This window comes from Pseudoalteromonas sp. A601, from assembly GCF_002165575.1.
Classification (GTDB): domain Bacteria; phylum Pseudomonadota; class Gammaproteobacteria; order Enterobacterales; family Alteromonadaceae; genus Pseudoalteromonas.
In genome coordinates, this window is sequence record NZ_MXQF01000025.1 from 1 (window position 1) to 20,274 (window position 20,274).

The following is a 20,274-nucleotide window of genomic DNA, read 5'->3' on the forward strand; positions in this document are numbered from 1 at the left end:
AGAAGGGCTTGCCCCGGGGATGTTTATTTAAGAGTAAAATTAACCATGTTTGAATTAAAATACCATACTCCATTTTCGTGGACAGAAGCAGTACTTGATGACTTTGATACATTTTTACAAGATCACGCAGCAGCGGAAAAAAAAGCATCAGGCATGGCTATGTCTATGCTTTCACATTACCCAGATCGCCGAAAACTTGTTAAAGCGATGACTGATTTAGCACTTGAAGAAATGATTCATTTTAAGCAAGTTTTAAAGCTATTAATAGACCGAGACGTAAATTTAGGTAATGATCAAAAAGATCCTTACGTTAAACAAATTCGCGCTGTTTTTCGAAATGGCCGTGACGAATTTTTAATGGACAGACTGCTTGTAGGTGCCGTTATAGAGGCGAGGGGACACGAACGATTCTCTTTAGTCGCACAAGCATTGCCTGAAGGGAAAGAAAAAGATTTTTATGTGGCGATTGCAAAGTCAGAAGAAAAACATAAAAATTTATTTGTAGAACTAGCGTACGAATATTTTGCTAAAAAAGATGTTGATACACGACTAGAGGAAATATTAATAGCAGAAGCAAATATTTGTAAGAGTATCCCTTTTACTGCTGCACTACACTAATAAGGCATTATGTTAATTAGGCTGTTATTTATTTTTAACAGCCTAAATTCCAGTGATTTTTTATTATTATTAATGATAAATTGTTCATTAATCAGTTAATTAGCAATGTATGTTGTAAAATTAATTTTTTAATGTGCGATACTGTGAAATTAAATCAGCTACGTTAATAATCGTTGGTCTACCTGCTAAATAATTGGTATCAATATGGTACGTATTACCAAGCCAATAGGGGGTTTGGGTTGTGTTATGGCCGTGAATTGAAAATAACACGCTGGGGTTTATTACATTACTTTGGGTTTTTACACGAGTTCTATCCCATAAAAACTCTTGCACTATCGTATCTGTTGATAGTGTCTCTTCATTTAATTCTAAGTTGTTCCAATCACATGTAAGTGGTGCAGTGTGAGATAAGGCAATCACTTCATTTTGAAAGTGGAGCTTTAATGTAACCGGACATGTTTTAAGATAATCACATACAAGTGATAAATTTTTTTCACTTTCATTAAAATGCCAAGCGCCACCATTTTGCACCCAAAGCTCAAAAGCATCTGCGTCTTTATCAATAAGAGACGCTAACATCATATGTTCATGGTTACCCAGTAGCATAATTAGATTATGTTCAATTGCGTATTTTATTAGTTTTGTGCTGTCATTGCCGCGGTCAATTACATCTCCGAGCATCACCAAAACATCATTTTTATAATCAAATTTAACCGAGTGCAGGACATCGACAAACTTTTGAAAATCAGCGTCTAAATCGCCAATGACAAAAACACGTTTATCATGCTCAATGTACAGATTTTTATGCATGTGTGATTTTGATAAGCAAGCAGTGGAAAAAGCCATATATTTCTTCATTAAAAAGTTTAAAACTACTATAACAATTTGAAGTAGTAAGTTCCAAGTCAACAATCTTGTAATAAAAGTATCAAAATATAAATGTTACTTTTGACTGAAACCAGGCATTGATCTAGGTTGGGATTATAATCCTGGTAAAGCATGGCTAGGTGCAGACATAGCAGCGGGTAAATCAGTAATGAGTTTATCAACTGACATTCAAAAACTAGCGGTACCACAATTTAACGAATCAGTTTTAAAATCTCAGCAGTACTATATAAAGCAGATAAACTTACAAGCAGCAAAGTTAGCGCTTAAAAAGTCGGTACCAGACAGCCAGCAATTTACGTTAGGGCACTTGCCTGTAAATTTACTAAACGAGTTATCACGTAAAAACGCACCTATATATAGTAGCGCTGTTACAGTCAGCAGCGCTCAAATTGAAAAGTTCTTAACTGGCCAACTAGCAATTAAGCAAATACACGAACTAATGAACGCAGTTCAAAATCCAAATACGTTTGCTTATATAGGCAATCAAGTAAAAATATCGTACCAAGGTTTTATGATCACAGTAGAGCTAGGCCCAACGTTCAATACCATTATAGCTGCCGAAAAAGTTTAAACATCGGCAGCTCAAAATATTTAAACAGTATTTAAAAGGCGTTTAAAGTGTATTTAAAGGAAAGTTAAACGATCAACAATGATCTAATTCTAAACGTATAATGAGCAGGAATGAGGAATGATTGGATAATGAGTCAGTTTGAACAGGTTTCGTCTAAAACCAAGCGTAATCCAGATTTAGCTAATTTTGCGCTCAGGGTTAGCCAAACCCAGTAATAATGGGCTTTTCCAAAAGACGAGGGCGAAAATCCTCATATCATCATTATTCTAGAAATGAACAACCCCTTACAATTAGCGTCAAAATAACGGTATTTAACATAATATAAATTATAGGTTGTATTGGTTATGCATCAAAGAATGTGTTTGTTACGCGCTTACATATCATTGCTATGTCCAATACTAGACGGTATCGGACATTAATGAGATTTATTTCAAATAGTTGGGTTTATTGCGGTATCTTTCTTGAGCTTCATTATCGCTTAGCTTAGTATTGAAGCTACAATTTTAAGCTGTATCACAAGAAGTAAACAATATGGAATTTGTGCGCCCGTTAGAACCTATTTTGATTATTGATGATGTTCAAGATATTCGTGACTACTTAAATCAAATCTTAACTGAGTTAGGCTTTGAAGATATTTTAGAATGCCGTGATTTTGAATCTGCAAAATCATTAATCAAAGAAAAATCTCCTAATGTCATCTTTCTCGATATTGAGTTACCAGATACTGACGGAGCTGAAATCCTCGAGTTTTTAAATGATAATTACCCAAACACCCATGTTGTGATGTGCTCTGGACATAATAGTTTAGAGAATGTGCAAAATACTTGGGAGCTTGGCGCCAAAGGTTTTATTGCCAAACCATTCAACGCGAAAAAAGTTGATACAGTAATGAAGCGATTAGAAATAGTCGAACATTTTTAAGGTTACTATGCACTCTACAGTTACAGCTATTATTGATGATTTATCACAGGTAATTTTTGGTAAAAAAACACAAATTAAACTCGCCTTAACCTGCTTATTTAGTCAAGGCCATTTACTCATTGAAGACTTACCAGGTATGGGTAAAACCACGTTATCACATGCACTTGCTTCTGTTTTAGGCTTGTCATATCAGCGAGTTCAATTTACCAGCGATTTACTGCCATCAGATATTTTAGGTGCGAGTATATTTAATTCAAATGAACACACTTTCACTTTTCATAAAGGGCCTGTTTTTAGTCAAGTAGTTTTAGCCGATGAAATAAACCGTGCTGGACCAAAAACACAAAGTGCATTGTTAGAAGCAATGGAAGAAAAACAAGTGTCGATGGATGGTGATATATACCCCCTACCAACACCATTTTTTGTTATTGCTACACAAAATCCTTTATATCAATCAGGTACTTACCCTTTGCCTGAGTCACAATTAGACCGTTTTATGATGCGGATAAGTTTAGGGTTTCCACCAAAAAAAGCGGAAAGAAAGCTTATTTTAGGTGCTAATAATCGTGATTCTGATGCGCTTCCTAAACGGATCAATTTCTCTCAACTAATTGATATACAGTCTGAAACTAAAAAAGTGACTATTTCAGAACCGATCGTTGATTACATTATTGAGCTTGTATCTTATACCCGAGAAAGCGGTGTTTTTGCTAATCCGCTATCGCCAAGAGCCAGTATAGCGATGGGTAAAGCTGCACAAGCTTGGGCTTATATTGAAGGTAGAGATTTTGTAACTCCCGATGATGTACAAACTGTATTTAAAAGTGTGGCTGCTCACCGATTAGGAATTGATGAACAAACAAGTGAATTACAAATAAAACAGTTATTAAACGCTGTTCCAGTGCCCTTGTAAAATATGCTATTTGCAAAAATGCGAAACAACAAAAAGAATGGTTTTTTATTTGCTGATTTTAAACAAGCACTCTTTACTAAGCTATTAAAAAATAAACATACAGGTAATACACTTACCCTAAAACATAATACGATTTATGTTTTACCTTCAAAAATGGGCTGCGGTTTTTTATTTGTCACAGTTTTGAATTTTATATTAGGAATTAATTATCAGAACAACTTAATTTTGGCTATGGCTTATTTAATGCTGGTTGTTTTGGTATTGGCTATTTTAATTGGTTACTCCAATGTAAAAGGTTTAACTCTACGCTTTAAAGTAAAGAATAATAACTACTCCCCTATTTCACCCCGCTTAGTTTTCGACGTTTCAACCGATAAGTTATGTCAGTCATTACTTATTCTTTATCAAAATAAATTATTGCATCATCTCGATAACATAAAAGGTAAAACAAGCATTACAGTATCCTTACCTTATAAAAACCGAGGTAGCTACCCGTTAAAACGCATAAAATTACTTAGCCAATACCCATTTGGTTTAGTTTCTGTTTGGAGTTATATGCAAATAGAAGAAACTGTTTTTGTGTATCCAGAGCAAGTAAATCCACAGAAAAATAATAACTTAATGGTTGATGAGTATAACGGTGACGGCGATTTAAAACATCCCAATGGAATTGACGAATTTGATACCTTGGTTGATCATCAACATGGTATGGGACTGCAAAGAGTATCGTGGAAACATTATGCAAAGACACAGCAACTGATGGTGAAAGAATTTGTTAACTTTGCCTCCACACCAATGACCTACGACTATTCTCAATTACAAGGTAATGCCGAAACAAGATTAAGCCACTTAAGCTATTTGATCACCCAAGCCCATTTGCATGATCATGCTTTTGCCCTTAAGTTAAATAATCAGCTTTATTCAATGTCTAAAGGCTCAGATCATTTTAATGCATGTTTAATTGCATTGAGTCGTTTTAAGGTAAACTCTAAGAATCAAGATGCCGAACGTTCATAACGAAAAAGCAATAAATCTTACTTTGTCGATAGTTTATGGCTTGGTCGTTTTATTTATTATGTCTGAACTGACTCTTATATTTACTGCGTTATTGGCCTTGTTATGTGCTTGGAATTTTACAATCACTTTAATGAAGAAGCCTAAACCAAGTACATTATATGCTAATATTTTGGCCGCTCTTTCTCTTGTATTACTTCTTCACGATGTTGGATTTGGTGATACGGTAACTTTATTTGTTGCTATGCTTATTTTGTCCAGCTTGTTTAAATTGTTACAAGCCAAAACCAAAAAACATTATCAAACAATTGTATTATTGAGCTTTTTTAGTCTCTCTACCGTTTATCTTTTTTCGCAGTCAATCATTGCAACATTATGCGTAAGTATCTTGTATGTGTTAAATTTTGCAGCGCTTGCACTTATTGAAAATAAACACAGTTTAAAAATTGCTTCTAAACAAAGCGGGAAAATGTTGTTACTCGCTCTACCTATCGCTGTTTTTTTATTGTTATTTTTACCAAAAATGCCTGCCTTTTGGCAATTACCAGGGCCCAAACTTGCTAAAACGGGCTTGTCTGAAAGTGTTAACCCCTTTGATATTGCAAAGCTTTCTCGTTCAGACGAACTTGTTTTTAGAGCGAAATTAAGTATAAATAAGCCCCCTGCACCACCATACTATTGGCGAGCTATAATTCATGATGAATTTGATGGGACTACGTGGTTAGTATCGGACTTATTAAAAAGCCAGCAACGAAATAAAACATCTGTAAAGGATGCACCCCAATTTGAATCGCAGTACAACATTATTGCTGAGCCCTCATCAAAGCCATGGTTATATGGTATAGGCCAAGCTTATTCAACAAACTCTGATGTGAAAAGTACAGAACAAGGTTTGCTTATTCGCAAGCGGTACTTAAGTAATAATATAAATTATGAAGTAAAGACTTCGTCTTTCAATGATTCGCTATTAAATAAAATTAATCGCTATCAAAACTTAACACTTGGAAATTCTGAGCTAAATAATGTGCAATCTCAGCAATTAGCGCTGTCTTTATATAAAAACAGTAACAACGACAGTGAATTTTTAACTGCTTTGACAGAGCATTTCTCAAATCAAGGCTTTGCTTATACTCTTACGCCAGAGCCTATGACGGGTGGTAATACTATTGATGAGTTTATGTTTAATAATAAACGGGGTTTTTGTGGTCATTATGCCAGTGCAGCAGCGTTTATGTTTAGAACGGTAGGTATTCCTGCCAGAGTTGTATCGGGTTATTTAGGTGGAGAGCTAAATGAGCAAGATGAATATCTAAGTGTGTACCAGTATGATGCCCATGCATGGGTTGAGGTATTTATAAAAGGTAAAGGTTGGCAAATTTTTGATGCAACCGCCGTTGTTTCGCCTGAGCGTTTAACTGGCTCACTTTCACAAATGCAATCCCTTAATAATGAGTTTACTAACAATTTAGAGTTTAGTTTACTGAGGTTCAATCAAATACCTGGGTTTAATTGGTTGCGTTTAAATTTAGAAAACTTAGATTACAAATGGACAAATTGGGTGCTTGGCTTTGATCAACAAAAGCAAAGTTCATTTTTGAAACGCTTGTTTGGTAATAGCCAACTATGGAAAATTTCATTGTTTGTCATTTTAACTATCATCATTATTTTTATTAGCTATTTTGTTTATTTAAATTGGCCTAAAAAAGCAATGCTGAATGAGCATCTGCTCGCTACGCACTATAAAGAAATTCAATTTTGGTGCGCTAAAAATGGTTTTAACCAAAAAGCCAATCTCACTCCACTGCAATATCTTAATCTAGCTAGAGAGCATTTCACTGAGAAAGGTTCACTTTTCATGCAGTTTGCTCAGTTATACAGCGATGTAAGATATAAAGGTGAGGAATTTACTCCGCAACGTAAAAATCACAGCTATGATCTGGTAAAATCAATTAAAACAAAAGCTAAGAGATCTCTATGAACGCAGTTGTAATTGGTGTTTTATTAATGCTTGGGTTAACTCTAGCCCGTGTAAATGTTATTGTTGCTATGACCCTCAGTGCTCTCGTTGCTGGGTTAAGCGCAGGGCTTGGCTTAACCGAGACATTAAATGCTTTTAACGCGGGTTTGTCTGGCGGCGCTGAAATTGCGCTTAGTTATGCCATGCTGGGTGCGTTTGCTGTTGCGATTTCAAAATCAGGTCTTACCAGAATTCTCGCCGCAAAATTGTTATCGAAAGTGAACACTTCAAATAAAGGCGAAACCGCCCTTAGTTACTTTATATTATCGATAATACTAGTATGTGCTATTTCATCACAAAACCTTATTCCGGTGCATATCGCGTTTATTCCAATTTTGATCCCACCACTATTAATTGTGTTTAATAAGCTGCGATTAGACCGTAGAGCCATTGCCTGTATTTTAACATTTGGTCTTGCAACTTCTTATATGGTACTACCCTATGGATTTGGTGGAATTTATTTATATTCAATATTACATAAAAACTTAGTTGAGAACGGGCTAGAAATAATAAATACGCAAGTACCTATGGCCATGATAATACCTGCAATTGGCATGTTTATCGGGCTCTTGATTGCGGTATTTATCAGCTACAGAAAACGCAGGACTTATAAAACAAATGAATTAGAAGATCAAACTATTAACGTAACAGTGCAGCAACCAAAAAAAGTTTTACTGGTCGGTATTACCGCGGTATTAACATCATTAATAGCGCAGAATGTAAGTGGCTCTATGATATTAGGTGGCCTTGTTGGTGTGATGATTTTTAGCTTATTTGGTATTGTTAAATGGGAGCAAAATAACGACGTATTTAGTAAAGGTGTTGCTATGATGGCAATGATTGGCTTTATTATGATCGCAGCTCAAGGTTTTGCTTCTGTTATGAAAGCAACCGGTGATGTTTCATCTTTAGTGCAAAGTGCCGCGGAGGTTATAGAAGGTAATCAACCTTTGGCAGCGGCATTAATTTTATTAGTAGGCTTAATGATCACCATGGGAATTGGTAGTTCATTTTCAACGGTACCAATAATAGCCACCCTTTTTGTTCCATTATGTTTAGAATTAAACTTTTCTGTTATGGCGACTGCTGCTCTTGTTGGTACGGCTGGCGCTTTAGGCGATGCCGGCTCCCCTGCTTCAGATTCGACATTAGGTCCAACATCAGGTTTAAATGCGGATGGTCAACACGACCATATTTGGGACTCAGTAGTGCCTACCTTTATTCACTTTAACCTACCACTGCTTGCTTTTGGTTGGCTAGCTGCCATGGTGTTATAATCGTTTTGATAGAATCAAACATCACTCTCTTTGACCTTCTATTTTTACCTTTTTACTCGGTGTTTAGATTATAAAATGCCAAGGCAAAGTATGATGTGTTCTTTTGTATCTATAATAATAGCACTCACAAGGAGTGCTATTGAATATTCTAAGTTTAAAAACCGTATATCATTTTATCGCACACAACCGGTGTAGGTCTGTGATTATCATCGACAGCTACGAAGGTAAAACTACCTGTAATGGCTGAATGCTTGTCATCTTTGTGCATTGTTTCAAGAAAAATTTCTACATCAACACGTAAGCTTGTATTTCCTACATGAACCACTTTAGAAATAAGTTCAGCAAACGTACCTGCTGGGATAGCTTCTTTAAAGTCGACTCTATCAGATGAAATTGTCACCAGGGGTTTACGACAAAAACGAGTTGCAGCAATAAAGGCTACTTCATCCATCCAAGCTAGAGCATCACCACCAAACAACGTATTATGGTGATTTGTTCGGCCAGGAAAAACAGTCTTTGTGACTGATGTAGTTGAGTCTTTAATACGCTGTGCAATGATTTCATCGTGATTAACTTCAGTTGTCATGTTCTCTACTTTTTATTGGCTAAGGTGTCTAACATCATAAGTGCTGGATCGAGGCGTTCGCCCTTCCAGTTAAATCGCCAGTCTAAATGCGGGCCTGTTACACGCCCTGTAGCACCTATTTCAGCTATTTTTTCACCACGTTTTATCTCATCACCTACTTTTACATCTAATTTACTTAAATGAATATAGGTTGATGTAACACTGTGTCCGTGGTCTAAAATCAGTGTACCGCCAGAATAATATAAATCATTATTAGCAAAAACCACCGTTCCACTTACTGGTGCATACACTGGACTACCGGTTTTATTCGCAATGTCCAGACCAAAGTGAGGACGACGAGGTTCACCATTAAAGTAACGTTGGCTACCATAAACACCTGAAATACGCCCTTGGGCAGGTTTATAAACAGGGTCTAAAAAGTACGTTAAATCAGAATCAACTTTGCGGGCATTTCTAACAGCCACGGCTTCGCGACTAATTCGCTCACTGACTTCTGTAGGTGGTGACACATATTTTTTTGCTACACCGGTAATTTTATCAATATCGTAATCGCGTTTGGTGATCAACAAAGGCTGTTTATGAGATTTACCTTCAGTGTCTACCCAACTTAATTCATGATTTAGCTTTGCATCTCGACCAAAGCCAAACACAAATGTACCATTTGCCGTGGTTTTTAACTTTTCACCGTTAAAGCTCACTGATTTTGCACCATCAAGCTGGCCTGTCACTAAACCACCTTGAGTTAGATTACCTTTTAGTTCAACGCCGTGAGCAAAAACGCTCAATGACGTAAGTACACTGGCAAGAATCAATTTACGCATAACAAATAGACCCCTTAGCAACCCCCTCGTACGCTGTCACTTTAATATCAGAGTCACTGTATTGCGCCTTAATCTGCTGTGCTAAATAAGATGCTATACATTCTACAGTGGTGTCTACCGGTAAAATATCACAACGTTCACTACTTATAGCCATTTCAAAATAACCTTGTGCTGCGCTGTACGCAAAACACAGATCAGACTCTTTGGCACGAACATGTTTCAATTGTGAGGCTTCAATTTGGTCCTCTGCAGTGGCTAAATAAATATCTTGCCATTTGTCAGCCCATTGCTTTTGAATGCGCGGCATGGACATACCATTTAATGAAACGCCCAACTGAGAACGATGACCATGAATAATACGCTGACAATTACCATCATGCTTTTTAAGTCCATGACTGTAATGATAATAAAAGCTTTTGCTATGCTCAGGTTTTAATTCAATTTCGATTTTATCAATATTGCTTGGTAACTGCGGCATAATAGTCGCTATTAAAAAATCTATTACGGCTTGCTCATTGATAACAGGAGCATCAATTAAACAGTATGCTTGATTAGGTGCACTCATCGCTAAGTGATGATCATCGCCAAATGTACAATCAAGTGTTTTATAGTCCCCATGAGATACAACTTCACCATTTATTTGTGAAGGTATCGCTAATTTATGGTCTATGCATTCATCAATTATGCCTTTGATTTGTTTTTTAACTAACCCAAAATCAAGCACCATAGACTCTTCATTTAATTTGCCATGCAAAGTTAAATCAACAATCCAGCTCTCGCCAACTGCGCCACGTTTATTACATAGATAAGAAAAATCAATTACTGTAAGTGCGTTAACAAAAAGGATCATAAACTTCCTTTATACTGGTTAAAAAATCAAAGTGATTATAATGATTTTTACTCGTAATTGCGCGTTCTAATCGCACAATTAGCAAGTTCTTTACCTAATCGATGATATTTCATGCAGAAATATTGTTTTTTTAACTGCTCCGAGTTGTTTAGCGTACAAGTGTACGCTAAAGTACTCTGCAATTTCTAAGCGACAAAAAAGTGTTATGGAACCTAAAAATAGCTATACAAAAGAAGAATTGGTCCTTTGTGGTCAAGGTGAAATGTTCGGTGAAGGCAACTGCCGTTTACCTAGTGATAACATGTTAATGATGGACCGTATCATCTCAATCACTGATGATGGGGGCGAACATGGAAAAGGTCAAATCGTTGCTGAACTTGATATAGATCCAAGCCTTTGGTTTTTCGATTGCCACTTTAAGGGTGATCCAGTCATGCCTGGTTGTCTAGGGCTAGATGCAATGTGGCAACTAGTTGGTTTTTTCCTAGGTTGGTCTGGTGGTCCAGGTTTAGGCCGCGCGTTGGGTGTTGGCGAAGTTAAGTTTACAGGTCAAATTTTACCGACTGCGAAAAAAGTGACTTACCGCCTAGAAATGAAGCGTGTTATAAAGCGTAAATTATTTATGGGTATGGCTGATGGTACTGTTGAAGTAGATGGCCGCGTTATCTATGAAGCAAAAGATTTAAAAGTAGGCTTATTCCAAGATACTAGCGCGTTTTAATTAAAATGCAGATACAAAAACGCCCTCAATCGAGGGCGTTTTTGCTTAAAATTCGTTTATAAAATTACGTTTTGTACATGTTGCGATTTTCTATCGCTTCACGCCAACCACCTAACCACTCTGATTTAGGGTCTACTTGTTGATAAGGGCAAATATCTTTTGAACGTCCTGCCAAACCGGCTTTAAAACCTTGAGAATGAGCTCTTTCTAACCGATCTCTTTTCTGTCTCTTCATAGGTAAATCCTCACCTTTTATATTTATAAATTTGTAGTGTTTATGACATCTACAATTAATGAATAGTTAATAAAACTGTTAAATTCAAATCATAAAAGCAATTAAATAAATTGACTTTAACTAAGCTGCTGATGCAAAAATGAATTAACATTAAAAAATCACAGTGGTCATACCACCGATGTACATTCAATATTTATATAAAAAAATTACGACTATCTAATCGCTAACATGCAGTATCCTGCTTTAAATGTGACTACCTATGTAACGCAAAAGTTCATCCATAAATTGTAATTATGACAACTTTATTGCAAGCATTTAAAAACTAGGCTTTTATTGTTTTATTATGTGAAATTTAAAATTATGTGCAAATAAAATACAAATTACTTGCATATATAAATACGATCGGTCTAATATGGGTTATGCAAACAAACGAGCAAAATCCACCCAGACGTGGTCGCCCACCAAAAGTAGCTCGTAGTAATGCAGATACCAAAGCATTACTTATCGCTACAGGGCTTGAAACATTAACAGAATTTGGTTTTAGTGCCACGGGTATAGACACTATCTTAAAAAAAGTAGGTGTGCCTAAAGGTTCTTTTTATCATTACTTTGAAAGTAAAGATGACTTTGGCTTAGCTGTAATAGACGCATACAATGATTATTTTATTGCTAAATTAAAGCGATACTTAAATCAAGATGATGTCCCTCATTTAGAACGGTTAATAAATTTTACCCAAAGCGCCGCAACAGGCATGCAAAAGTATAATTTCAGCCGGGGTTGTTTAATTGGTAATTTAAACCAAGAGCTTAATCATTTATCAGCTGAATTTAAAACCAAGTTATTACACAGTTATGAGCAGTGGCAACTACAAGTACAGCAGTGCATTGAAGGCGCACAAGAGCAAAAGTTAGTCAGTAAGCATATTGATGCCGCACAGATGAGTGAATTTTTTTGGGTTGGTTGGGAAGGCGCAGTTATGCGTGCAAAACTAGTCAAAAACTCACAACCTTTAATGCTATACACAGAAATGTTTTTACGTGCGCTACTTAGGTAGTGCCTTTTTTTATCAATTTAAAGACGATCGGTCTAAAAGGATTCGTAATGGAAAATTTTTTCAACGCTATTGTTATTAATAAATCAGACGATACCCCCTACTGTGCAAAGCTCGACACTTTAAGCACTAGTTCGTTACCCGATAACGATGTAAGTATCGATGTATTGTACAGTACACTTAATTATAAAGATGGGCTTGCTATCACTGGCAAAGGACCTGTTGTGCGCAGTTTCCCAATGGTGCCGGGAATTGATCTAGTAGGTAAAGTATCAAACTGCAAAACTGATGAGTTTCAATTAGGTGATACGGTAATTTTAAATGGTTTTGGAGTAGGAGAAAAACATTGGGGCGGACTTGCACAAAAAGCCAGTTTAAGTGCCGACTGGTTAATACCTAAGCCATCAGGTTTAACCGCAAAACAAACCATGCAAATAGGAACGGCAGGCTATACGGCGATGCTCAGTGTAATAGCGCTTGAAAAACAGGGTATCACCCCCGCTTCTGGTGATATTTTAGTTACAGGCGCAAATGGTGGTGTTGGTAGTTTTGCTATTTATTTACTTAACAAACTTGGTTTTAGTGTAATTGCAGTAACTGGTCGGCCAGAGCAAACAGACTATTTAACTCACCTAGGCGCAAAACAGATCATTCATAGAGATGAATTTTCAAAACCAGGCAAGCCTTTAGCAAAAGAGCGATTTGCAGCTGCTATCGACTCTGTTGGTAGTCATACCCTTGCTAATATTTGTGCATCATTAAAATACGGTGGTGTTGTAACAGCCTGTGGCCTTGCTCAAGGCATGGATTTACCTGCATCCGTAGCCCCCTTTATTCTACGCGGTGTTTCTCTTATTGGGATCGACAGTGTTATGCGTCCAAAAGCTGACCGAATAGAAGCATGGAATAGACTCAGTGCTTTAGTCAGCGCAGACTACCTAGATACCATTAGCAATGAAATAAGCTTAAAAGAAGTTATCAATTGTGCTGATGATCTAATGGACGCAAATCTAAGAGGCCGTGTTGTGGTCAATTGCCAAAAACTCTAACCCTCACCTTTTTATATGAAGCTGTTAAATAAATGACAGCTTTCTGTTTTAATTTCTACTATCTAATTATTGATTTAAAAATTATAATTACTGTATTAGAAATTGAAATGAGAGTGACCATGAGTAACGAAGAATTATTTGGCAATAACCCGTTGCAAGGCGTTAAACTTGAACAGGTAGTATCTGAGCTAGTTGATCAATACGGCTGGGAATTATTACATGCTTACTTGCAGCTAAATTGTTTTAAAAATAACCCGGATCTAAAGTCTGCGGTCAAATTTTTAAGTAAAACTCAGTGGGCGCAAGACAAAGTTGAAAACTTTTATCTTTATCGTTTAAAAAACTTACCTAAACCTGATGATGTACAATATCAGCTACCACCACGTGACCGTGTAATTCCTGCTGATCATAAGCCAGGCGAACCATGTGAGTTAAGCTTTAGTGATGCCAAACGTATCCAAGCAAAAAAAGAAGCGAAAGACCGCGCTCGAACCCGTAAGCAACGCTCAAATGCAAGTAATCCGTGGGGTAACTAATCTCACTGGAATTATAATTTTAGCTGGCTTTGCTAGCTAAAAACATGTCACTAGTTAAATATTCCCTACCAATTTGGTGCATTTAACTATCCAGTTTTGTGCAGTAATAAAAAGCAAATTTATATTGCCAATAAATCATTTAGATAAAATCCTATTTATATCTTAAATATACATATCTTGGGTTAAAAGTGCATTCTCAACTCATTATTACTACGTGGTCAATATCTTGCATTAGCTAGATACAGCAATATCTGTTTTGCACTGGGCCATAAGGGGTATGAAGTGAGTAGTAGATCTATGTATTTGAATAAGGATGAAAAGGCTTGGTTGCCTTATTTTGGGCGAAATGGAAAAATAGCTTTAGGCTTAGCGTATTTTTTAAATCGTAATCGAACAACATTTATAAAAAATACCTTTGAAGGAATATCAAATACACGACTCGAGATTTTACAAGATTGGACTAACAGCCAATGGCAGTTTTTACAAAGTGTTGCCAGTGATATACAGCAAACCAGCCAAAATGAGTTTAGTGAATTATTAACCAGTAAACTTAAATACTCGAATGATATATCTGAATTATTTTTAATTACACAAACCGCTGAGGTGCTAGCTTCAAGTTATCAATCGCATATAGGGCAAAGTATTTTACCTTTGCCGGCCGTTCAACAAGGCTTTAAACACCCATTCCTTCATGGACCATACAAAGATAACCAAACAAAACAATTAGGTCCCACGTCTTCTAAGTTTCACGATGCCGTAACATTGATGTTTTATTTACCTATTGAACTGGCAAATAATCAAACATATTGCTTATGCGCAAGAGTACCAAATGATGTCATCGGCGATCTTATACAGCGTGAAGCTGGACATATATTTCAAGAGTCTGGTGATAACTACCTGTTCATGGTTAAAGCGAATTTTGATAAATCTATCGAAGCTGGTACTGCCCTATCTCGCTCTAGGTTTGAAGATCGTACATTCTCCTTAGGTGATAACCTTAAAGACGGCGTTAAAACTGATTGGGGTGTACTTAAAGTTAAGGAGCACACAGAACTAGAGCTAAAGTTTACCGACCCTGCAACAGGCCAATTACACCCTGGTGTACGTGAAACAATTAAAGCAGGTAGCAATGTATTTGTAGATTATCCAGGGTACTCAGACTACCGCCATGTTCCAGTGATAGGCAAAGGTGTTACATTCTCTCTTCCTGGCTCTAAAGATACATGGGGGATGATGTGTGAAGGCGATCTTGAAGAGGTTTATCGTAATCGCTCTATCAGTCATACGCTTTTACGCCAACACTTTATTTATAGCTCGATAGTTGCATTTACAGCACCCATTTGCCACGAAATTTTAGGCCTTAACTGGTTTGCATCTGCTGGTATGGCATTGGCTACTTTAACTATCACAAGTTTAATATTCGCAAAAAGCGGCCCTGCAACTCTAGCCAGTAAATTGCAAAAAATGACAGATATAATTAGGGGTATAGCTGAGGGCGGCGGTAACTTAAAGCAACGTTTAGATCATAAGCTATTATCAAGTGATGAAACCGGTGAGTTAGGAAAATGGATAAACAGCTTTATTGATAGCCTTGATAGCACCATTGGTAAAGTTATTAATGTATCTAACGATGTTCAACTCGCAAAACAAGTTTTAATAAAAAAACAAGATGAATTTAGTCTAAATGCCAATACTGTGTTAACTGAAACACAAAAGTTATTGTCTCGAATAGAAATTCAGCTTAATACTATCAATGACGCCACTAATGATGTTGAGATTATTCGAACGAATTTAGAAACTGCAGCAGCTCAAAGTGTCATGCAATTTCAAACAATAAGAGAACAAACTCAAGGTATCCATAACTCAATTGATAGTTCTAGCAATACTATTAAAGGGCTTCATAACCATGTAAATAATGTCGGTTCAGTGGTGGGGTTAATAAGCCAAGTTGCTGATCAAACTAATCTGCTAGCTCTAAATGCCGCAATTGAAGCAGCCAGAGCCGGTGAACAAGGCCGTGGATTTGCAGTTGTCGCTGATGAAGTAAGAAATTTAGCTGCAAGAACTGGCGAAGCAACAACAGAGATCAGTCAATTAATTAGCAAAATACAAAGTAGTGCTGCTCAATCAGTTGAAATTATGCAGTCAAGTATGCAAAGTGTAGAAAAAGATATGCTTTCAACGGAAGAAGTTATACATGATGATACTGAATTAAATGAAACATTAGCCCATATGATTGATACGTTAACAGGAATAAATAAAGAAGGAACGCAGCAACTACAAAGTGCTCAACAAGTTAATGATATAAGCTCATTGTTACAAAATTCACTCCATCAAGTCCGCCAAGGAACAAGCTCTGTAGATAGAAGTGCCACTGAACTTGAGCGTTTAATTTCACGTTTTCAAGTAACAAGCAGCTAAAAATAGAAATTAACATTGGGCTAGGCAATAACTACTTAGCTTTACAAGGTTTAGTGTCATTGAGAGATATTTGGAGCAATATTCATTACGGGAGATGAACCGCCCATTGCACTTCCTGTTAATAAAAAAAGCGCATGATGGGTGGTGTGGGGGCTGGAGGTTAGAGACCTCCGGCTACCCGATTATGTGTATTTTACTTTGCACCATGAGCAAATAATAAGTATCTTGGCGCAAACCCTTTAAATGTAACGCTACCTGATATATGAAGCATTACTCCTACAACAATAAAACCAATTATAAAACCAAGTTCGAATTGCTCAGTAAATAAGGCAAAAGTTAAGCTTACAACTCCGATCAGCGAGCACAGAAAAATGAATGCTGATAAAGTTCGTATTAACACACTTAATTTTTTAACATCTGACTCTGTCGGATACTTCATAATCTAGATACACATAACAGCGTTTTACCAAGAATACCGATAAACACTTTATTAAAAGTGGCCGTATTCATGTCTACACGCATTAAAATTTATAATAATATTATTAACTTACTAACTTATAATAAAGATCGCAACAAAAATTCGTCACTCCCACAGCGAGAATTGAAATAAGCTATATACCGAGAATTTTAGTTTAATTTCTTTGCAAATAATTTAAGCTGTATAAATATACAGTAGTAATTTATTATCACCGCCCTACTACTATTACGGCTGAAACAATAAGCGGTAGCGCAAGAGAGGCTTGCGCTACGCATAACTAATTACTGCATAACATGCTCAAATGCGCCCACATCACCTGGGAAAACCACAGGTGATTCAATGCCGTCTTTATTCACTGCGGCGACACCAAAATAATAATTATCGATAACTACATTTTTAAGCGTTGCTTCGTTTACATCACCTACATAGCGGCTAAACTGCCATTGTGGCTCGCTGGTATAACGCCAGTAAATTCTGTAGCCAACGGTGGTTTTATCTGTGTTTTTTTGCCATTTTAATGTTGTACTTGGTTTTACCGCACCAGATATTTCAACGCTTTTTGGGGGTGCGGGTGCCCAGGCCATGGCGGCTAAACTCACTGCATTAAGTGAGGTGAGTTTTGCGGTGTAGTCAAAATCTACGCCGTCGATGGTATCACCATAAACAATGCCGTTTTCTGTACGTAGGTCTTGATGTTGATGGTTATAGTTTTCGTTAGTTTCCATCACCCTGACGGCAGCATACCCCATGTCGTTGAAGGGTCTATGGTGGCCACCACGGGCAAAACGGTCGAGTCTGTAAACCAACATAGTATCTAAATTTGGAATGTATCTGTCGGCGATGGTATCAATATAACGCGCTAAGTTGCGGCTTGCTGAGTCTACTTCACCACCGGTAAAGCGGCGTTTATGAGCTTGCGCTTTGGTTTCTATGACCCGTGTGCCTTCAGAGAAAATACGGGCTGTTGTGTTATCGGTTACACCATTAATGCCAGTGATATTGCCAATCATGTCGTTATTCAATACGCCATGAACTTGCCAACCTTGTTGCTGTGCATGCTTAGCGAGTATTTTACCACCAAAAAGTCCTTGCTCTTCACCTGAAAGTGCGGCGTAAACAATGGAACCATTAAATTCATAGTTTGATAAAACACGAGCGGCTTCAATAACACCTGCAACCCCAGTTGCATTATCGTTTGCACCGGGAGAGTCACTGGTAAAGTCCATTACGTCACTAACCCGTGAGTCTATATCCCCCGACATCATGACCATACGATTTGGCTCATCGATTCCACGTTGAATAGCAATAATATTAACCACTTCAACAGGATTTGGTATACGTTTTTCACCAGAGATTGTATCTTTCACCTCAATCACTTCTAAGCAGCCACCACATTGTTTAGATATCGCCTCAAACTCAGCTTTTATCCAGCGTCTCGCTGCGCCAATACCGCGGGTATTAGATTTCGTTTCAGACAAGGTATGACGGGTGCCAAAATCAACCAAGGTTTGCACATCGCTCTCAAGACGCTTTGCTGAAACAGCACTGGCAATATTATGTAGCTTTTGTTGATCTTGATAATCAAGTGGATCAGCCAATACGGCATGAGATACAAATAAACTGCTTAATAAAAGCGTGGTATTGATTACTGTCATTTTAGTTTTAATTTGGTCAGACATAGTTGAAACTCTTGCTATTAGTTACACTCACAGTACGTGAGCTTAAACTGATAACAAAGTAGTTTGAGATAAATATCAAAATTATCCGATAAATAACAATACTGCGATGGCAACATGAATGAGTACCCAACTAAAAAAATTGGGCACTCAACTAGGGAACACTTAATAACTAAACAACGCCTTGTTCAATCATCGCATCGGCAACACGCCTAAATGCGGCAATATTAGCGCCTAACACTAAGTTGTTTGGTTGGCCAAACTCTTTTGCGGTGCTGCTGGCTGTATCGAAAATATTTTTCATTATTTGCTGAAGCTTTGTATCCACCTCTTCAAACGTCCATGTTTGCATACTTGCATTTTGAGCCATCTCTAACTGGCTTGTTGCAACCCCACCGGCATTAGCGGCTTTGCCGGGGCCATAAGCTATTTTTGCAGCTAAGAATACATTAATTGCTTCTTGGGTACAGGGCATGTTTGCGCCTTCGCTGACTAAAATACAGCCATTTTCAATCAGTGCATTGGCATCGGCTTGAGTCAGTTCATTTTGCGTCGCACAAGGGAAAGCCGCATCGGCATTAAAACGCCACACAGAGTGGCCATCTTCAGGATAGTCAGCTCGTGGAATAAAACGCGCATCAGGATGAGAGTCAATATAAATAGCTAAACTGGCTCTATCACCTTCTTTAATTTGTTTGATCAGCGCTAAATCTATACCTGACTCGTGATATAAAGTACCACCTGAATCACTACAACTAATTGGCATTGCACCAAGCTGATATAGCTTTTCTATGGCATATATAGCAACATTGCCCGCGCCCGACACTAAACAACGTTTACCTTCGAGTGTGTCGTTAGCTGCTTGTAGCATGTAGTTGGCAAAATACACTGCGCCATAGCCTGTAGCTTCTTTACGGACGAGTGAGCCGCCCCACGATAAGCTTTTACCGGTAAACGCGCCCTCATAACGACCTGTTAATCGTTTATATTGGCCAAACATATAACCAATTTCGCGCGCACCAACTCCAATGTCACCTGCGGGCACATCGGTAGTTGGGCCAATATGGCGATATAATTCGTTCATAAATGATTGGCAAAAACGCATAATTTCGCCGTCAGAACGACCTTTAGGATCAAAATTAGAGCCCCCTTTTCCGCCACCAATTGGTAAACCGGTTAATGCATTTTTAAATATTTGCTCGAAACCTAAAAATTTAATTATGCTGGCATTAACGCTCGGGTGAAAGCGTAAGCCGCCTTTGTAAGGGCCTAACGCTGAGTTAAACTCTATTCGATACCCTTTATTGACGTGTATATTGCCTTTGTCATCAACCCACGGAACTCTAAACATGATCTGACGTTCAGGCTCGACTAAGCGTTCAATTATGGCATTGATTTGATAGTGTGGTATGTTCTCAAGAATTGGCTCAAGTGATTCTAGCACTTCTTCAACTGCTTGATAAAATTCGCATTGCGCTGGACTGGTTTTTTTTAGTTGTGCAATTGTACTATGGATATAATTCATATTTATTCTTCCGTGGTGATTTTTCAAATATTAAAATAGACGTAGTCAAGTTTAAAGATCATAGTTAGGTCGCCCCTATAAATGGTTTTCTTTCATAACCATACC

The 20,274-nt window shown here is 37.4% G+C and carries 19 protein-coding genes; 12 read left to right on the top strand and 7 right to left on the bottom strand.

Translation table 11 applies throughout. The features are described from left to right. Positions 1 to 45 precede the first annotated feature (45 nt). The gene (locus tag B5G52_RS16805; protein ID WP_087533808.1) at positions 46 to 618 is read left to right on the top strand and encodes a tRNA-(ms[2]io[6]A)-hydroxylase; all 573 of its coding nucleotides are present in this window, start codon (positions 46 to 48) and stop codon (positions 616 to 618) included. A 120-nt stretch (positions 619 to 738) separates the two neighbouring features. Here the strand turns inward: B5G52_RS16805 and B5G52_RS16810 are convergent, their stop codons facing one another. Continuing rightward, positions 739 to 1,428 (bottom strand): metallophosphoesterase, encoded by a 690-nt coding sequence (locus B5G52_RS16810; protein WP_176372571.1) that lies wholly within the window; start codon positions 1,426 to 1,428, stop codon positions 739 to 741. A 226-nt stretch (positions 1,429 to 1,654) separates the two neighbouring features. Here B5G52_RS16810 and B5G52_RS16815 point away from each other — a divergent pair, with 226 nt between their 5' ends. From B5G52_RS16815 to B5G52_RS16840, 6 genes are all read left to right on the top strand, one after another. After that, complete coding sequence (locus tag B5G52_RS16815; RefSeq protein WP_254911235.1) at positions 1,655 to 2,077, top strand: hypothetical protein; 423 nt, start codon at positions 1,655 to 1,657, stop codon at positions 2,075 to 2,077. A 531-nt stretch (positions 2,078 to 2,608) separates the two neighbouring features. Then, positions 2,609 to 2,998 carry a response regulator gene (locus B5G52_RS16820; RefSeq protein ID WP_087533810.1) on the top strand — a complete coding sequence of 130 codons (390 nt, stop codon included), beginning with the start codon at positions 2,609 to 2,611 and terminating at the stop codon, positions 2,996 to 2,998. Between the two features lie 7 nt (positions 2,999 to 3,005). Then, entirely contained in the window at positions 3,006 to 3,911 is a 906-nt protein-coding gene (locus tag B5G52_RS16825) for a MoxR family ATPase (protein WP_087533811.1), read from the top strand. Positions 3,912 to 3,929: 18 nt separating this feature from the next. Then, positions 3,930 to 4,928, top strand: coding sequence for a DUF58 domain-containing protein (locus B5G52_RS16830; RefSeq protein WP_087533861.1), 999 nt, complete (start codon positions 3,930 to 3,932; stop codon positions 4,926 to 4,928). Then, positions 4,912 to 6,903 carry a DUF3488 and transglutaminase-like domain-containing protein gene (locus tag B5G52_RS16835; protein WP_087533812.1) on the top strand — a complete coding sequence of 664 codons (1,992 nt, stop codon included), beginning with the start codon at positions 4,912 to 4,914 and terminating at the stop codon, positions 6,901 to 6,903. Before B5G52_RS16830 ends, B5G52_RS16835 begins: the two co-directional genes overlap by 17 nt. Next, positions 6,900 to 8,219, top strand: coding sequence for a Na+/H+ antiporter family protein (locus B5G52_RS16840; protein ID WP_087533813.1), 1,320 nt, complete (start codon positions 6,900 to 6,902; stop codon positions 8,217 to 8,219). The genes B5G52_RS16835 and B5G52_RS16840 overlap by 4 nt, the downstream gene beginning before the upstream one ends. Positions 8,220 to 8,373: 154 nt before the next feature. Here the strand turns inward: B5G52_RS16840 and B5G52_RS16845 are convergent, their stop codons facing one another. The 3 genes from B5G52_RS16845 to B5G52_RS16855 are packed head-to-tail and all read right to left on the bottom strand — an operon-like array spanning position 8,374 to position 10,476. After that, positions 8,374 to 8,805, bottom strand: a complete 432-nt coding sequence (locus B5G52_RS16845) for an acyl-CoA thioesterase (protein WP_087533814.1) — start codon at positions 8,803 to 8,805, stop codon at positions 8,374 to 8,376. Positions 8,806 to 8,810: 5 nt separating this feature from the next. Further along, positions 8,811 to 9,626: a M23 family metallopeptidase gene (locus B5G52_RS16850; protein ID WP_087533815.1), complete on the bottom strand. Its 816-nt coding sequence runs from the start codon at positions 9,624 to 9,626 to the stop codon at positions 8,811 to 8,813. Then, a complete protein-coding gene (locus B5G52_RS16855) occupies positions 9,619 to 10,476 on the bottom strand; it encodes a 6-carboxytetrahydropterin synthase (protein WP_087533816.1) in 858 nt (285 codons plus the stop codon). Before B5G52_RS16855 ends, B5G52_RS16850 begins: the two co-directional genes overlap by 8 nt. A 205-nt stretch (positions 10,477 to 10,681) precedes the next feature. On the opposite strand from B5G52_RS16855, the gene fabA reads away from it, so the two are divergent. After that, positions 10,682 to 11,197, top strand: coding sequence for a bifunctional 3-hydroxydecanoyl-ACP dehydratase/trans-2-decenoyl-ACP isomerase (gene fabA / locus B5G52_RS16860; protein ID WP_087533817.1), 516 nt, complete (start codon positions 10,682 to 10,684; stop codon positions 11,195 to 11,197). Between the two features lie 64 nt (positions 11,198 to 11,261). Here fabA and rmf read toward each other — a convergent pair whose 3' ends face one another. Further along, positions 11,262 to 11,432, bottom strand: coding sequence for a ribosome modulation factor (rmf, locus tag B5G52_RS16865; protein WP_058558798.1), 171 nt, complete (start codon positions 11,430 to 11,432; stop codon positions 11,262 to 11,264). 419 nt (positions 11,433 to 11,851) lie between these two features. On the opposite strand from rmf, the gene B5G52_RS16870 reads away from it, so the two are divergent. The 4 genes from B5G52_RS16870 (at position 11,852) to B5G52_RS16885 (ending at position 16,490) form a co-directional block, all read left to right on the top strand. Continuing rightward, positions 11,852 to 12,487: a TetR/AcrR family transcriptional regulator gene (locus B5G52_RS16870; protein ID WP_087533862.1), complete on the top strand. Its 636-nt coding sequence runs from the start codon at positions 11,852 to 11,854 to the stop codon at positions 12,485 to 12,487. A gap of 47 nt (positions 12,488 to 12,534) precedes the next feature. After that, a complete protein-coding gene (locus B5G52_RS16875; RefSeq protein WP_087533818.1) occupies positions 12,535 to 13,533 on the top strand; it encodes an MDR family oxidoreductase in 999 nt (332 codons plus the stop codon). A gap of 119 nt (positions 13,534 to 13,652) precedes the next feature. Continuing rightward, complete coding sequence (locus tag B5G52_RS16880; RefSeq protein WP_087533863.1) at positions 13,653 to 14,069, top strand: VF530 family DNA-binding protein; 417 nt, start codon at positions 13,653 to 13,655, stop codon at positions 14,067 to 14,069. A gap of 282 nt (positions 14,070 to 14,351) precedes the next feature. Further along, the gene (locus tag B5G52_RS16885; protein ID WP_140394345.1) at positions 14,352 to 16,490 is read left to right on the top strand and encodes a methyl-accepting chemotaxis protein; all 2,139 of its coding nucleotides are present in this window, start codon (positions 14,352 to 14,354) and stop codon (positions 16,488 to 16,490) included. 759 nt (positions 16,491 to 17,249) lie between these two features. On the opposite strand, the gene B5G52_RS16895 is transcribed toward B5G52_RS16885, so the two are convergent. Further along, positions 17,250 to 18,623, bottom strand: a complete 1,374-nt coding sequence (locus B5G52_RS16895; protein WP_087533864.1) for a M28 family peptidase — start codon at positions 18,621 to 18,623, stop codon at positions 17,250 to 17,252. Between the two features lie 193 nt (positions 18,624 to 18,816). Beyond that, the gene (gdhA, locus tag B5G52_RS16900) at positions 18,817 to 20,169 is read right to left on the bottom strand and encodes an NADP-specific glutamate dehydrogenase (protein WP_087533821.1); all 1,353 of its coding nucleotides are present in this window, start codon (positions 20,167 to 20,169) and stop codon (positions 18,817 to 18,819) included. Positions 20,170 to 20,274 lie beyond the last annotated feature (105 nt).

What these genes read in the sequence shown, in the direction of transcription:
- fabA (WP_087533817.1), top strand. Translation starts at nt 10,682, where the DNA reads ATGGAACCTAAAAATAGCTATACAAAAGAAGAATTGGTCCTTTGTGGT.
- B5G52_RS16880 (WP_087533863.1), top strand. Translation starts at nt 13,653, where the DNA reads ATGAGTAACGAAGAATTATTTGGCAATAACCCGTTGCAAGGCGTTAAA.
- B5G52_RS16895 (WP_087533864.1), bottom strand. Translation starts at nt 18,623, where the DNA reads ATGACAGTAATCAATACCACGCTTTTATTAAGCAGTTTATTTGTATCT.
- B5G52_RS16830 (WP_087533861.1), top strand. Translation starts at nt 3,930, where the DNA reads ATGCGAAACAACAAAAAGAATGGTTTTTTATTTGCTGATTTTAAACAA.
- B5G52_RS16805 (WP_087533808.1), top strand. Translation starts at nt 46, where the DNA reads ATGTTTGAATTAAAATACCATACTCCATTTTCGTGGACAGAAGCAGTA.
- B5G52_RS16815 (WP_254911235.1), top strand. Translation starts at nt 1,655, where the DNA reads ATGAGTTTATCAACTGACATTCAAAAACTAGCGGTACCACAATTTAAC.
- B5G52_RS16810 (WP_176372571.1), bottom strand. Translation starts at nt 1,428, where the DNA reads ATGCATAAAAATCTGTACATTGAGCATGATAAACGTGTTTTTGTCATT.
- B5G52_RS16845 (WP_087533814.1), bottom strand. Translation starts at nt 8,805, where the DNA reads ATGACAACTGAAGTTAATCACGATGAAATCATTGCACAGCGTATTAAA.
- B5G52_RS16835 (WP_087533812.1), top strand. Translation starts at nt 4,912, where the DNA reads ATGCCGAACGTTCATAACGAAAAAGCAATAAATCTTACTTTGTCGATA.
- rmf (WP_058558798.1), bottom strand. Translation starts at nt 11,432, where the DNA reads ATGAAGAGACAGAAAAGAGATCGGTTAGAAAGAGCTCATTCTCAAGGT.
- B5G52_RS16870 (WP_087533862.1), top strand. Translation starts at nt 11,852, where the DNA reads ATGCAAACAAACGAGCAAAATCCACCCAGACGTGGTCGCCCACCAAAA.
- B5G52_RS16840 (WP_087533813.1), top strand. Translation starts at nt 6,900, where the DNA reads ATGAACGCAGTTGTAATTGGTGTTTTATTAATGCTTGGGTTAACTCTA.
- B5G52_RS16850 (WP_087533815.1), bottom strand. Translation starts at nt 9,626, where the DNA reads ATGCGTAAATTGATTCTTGCCAGTGTACTTACGTCATTGAGCGTTTTT.
- B5G52_RS16825 (WP_087533811.1), top strand. Translation starts at nt 3,006, where the DNA reads ATGCACTCTACAGTTACAGCTATTATTGATGATTTATCACAGGTAATT.
- B5G52_RS16820 (WP_087533810.1), top strand. Translation starts at nt 2,609, where the DNA reads ATGGAATTTGTGCGCCCGTTAGAACCTATTTTGATTATTGATGATGTT.
- B5G52_RS16875 (WP_087533818.1), top strand. Translation starts at nt 12,535, where the DNA reads ATGGAAAATTTTTTCAACGCTATTGTTATTAATAAATCAGACGATACC.
- gdhA (WP_087533821.1), bottom strand. Translation starts at nt 20,169, where the DNA reads ATGAATTATATCCATAGTACAATTGCACAACTAAAAAAAACCAGTCCA.
- B5G52_RS16855 (WP_087533816.1), bottom strand. Translation starts at nt 10,476, where the DNA reads ATGATCCTTTTTGTTAACGCACTTACAGTAATTGATTTTTCTTATCTA.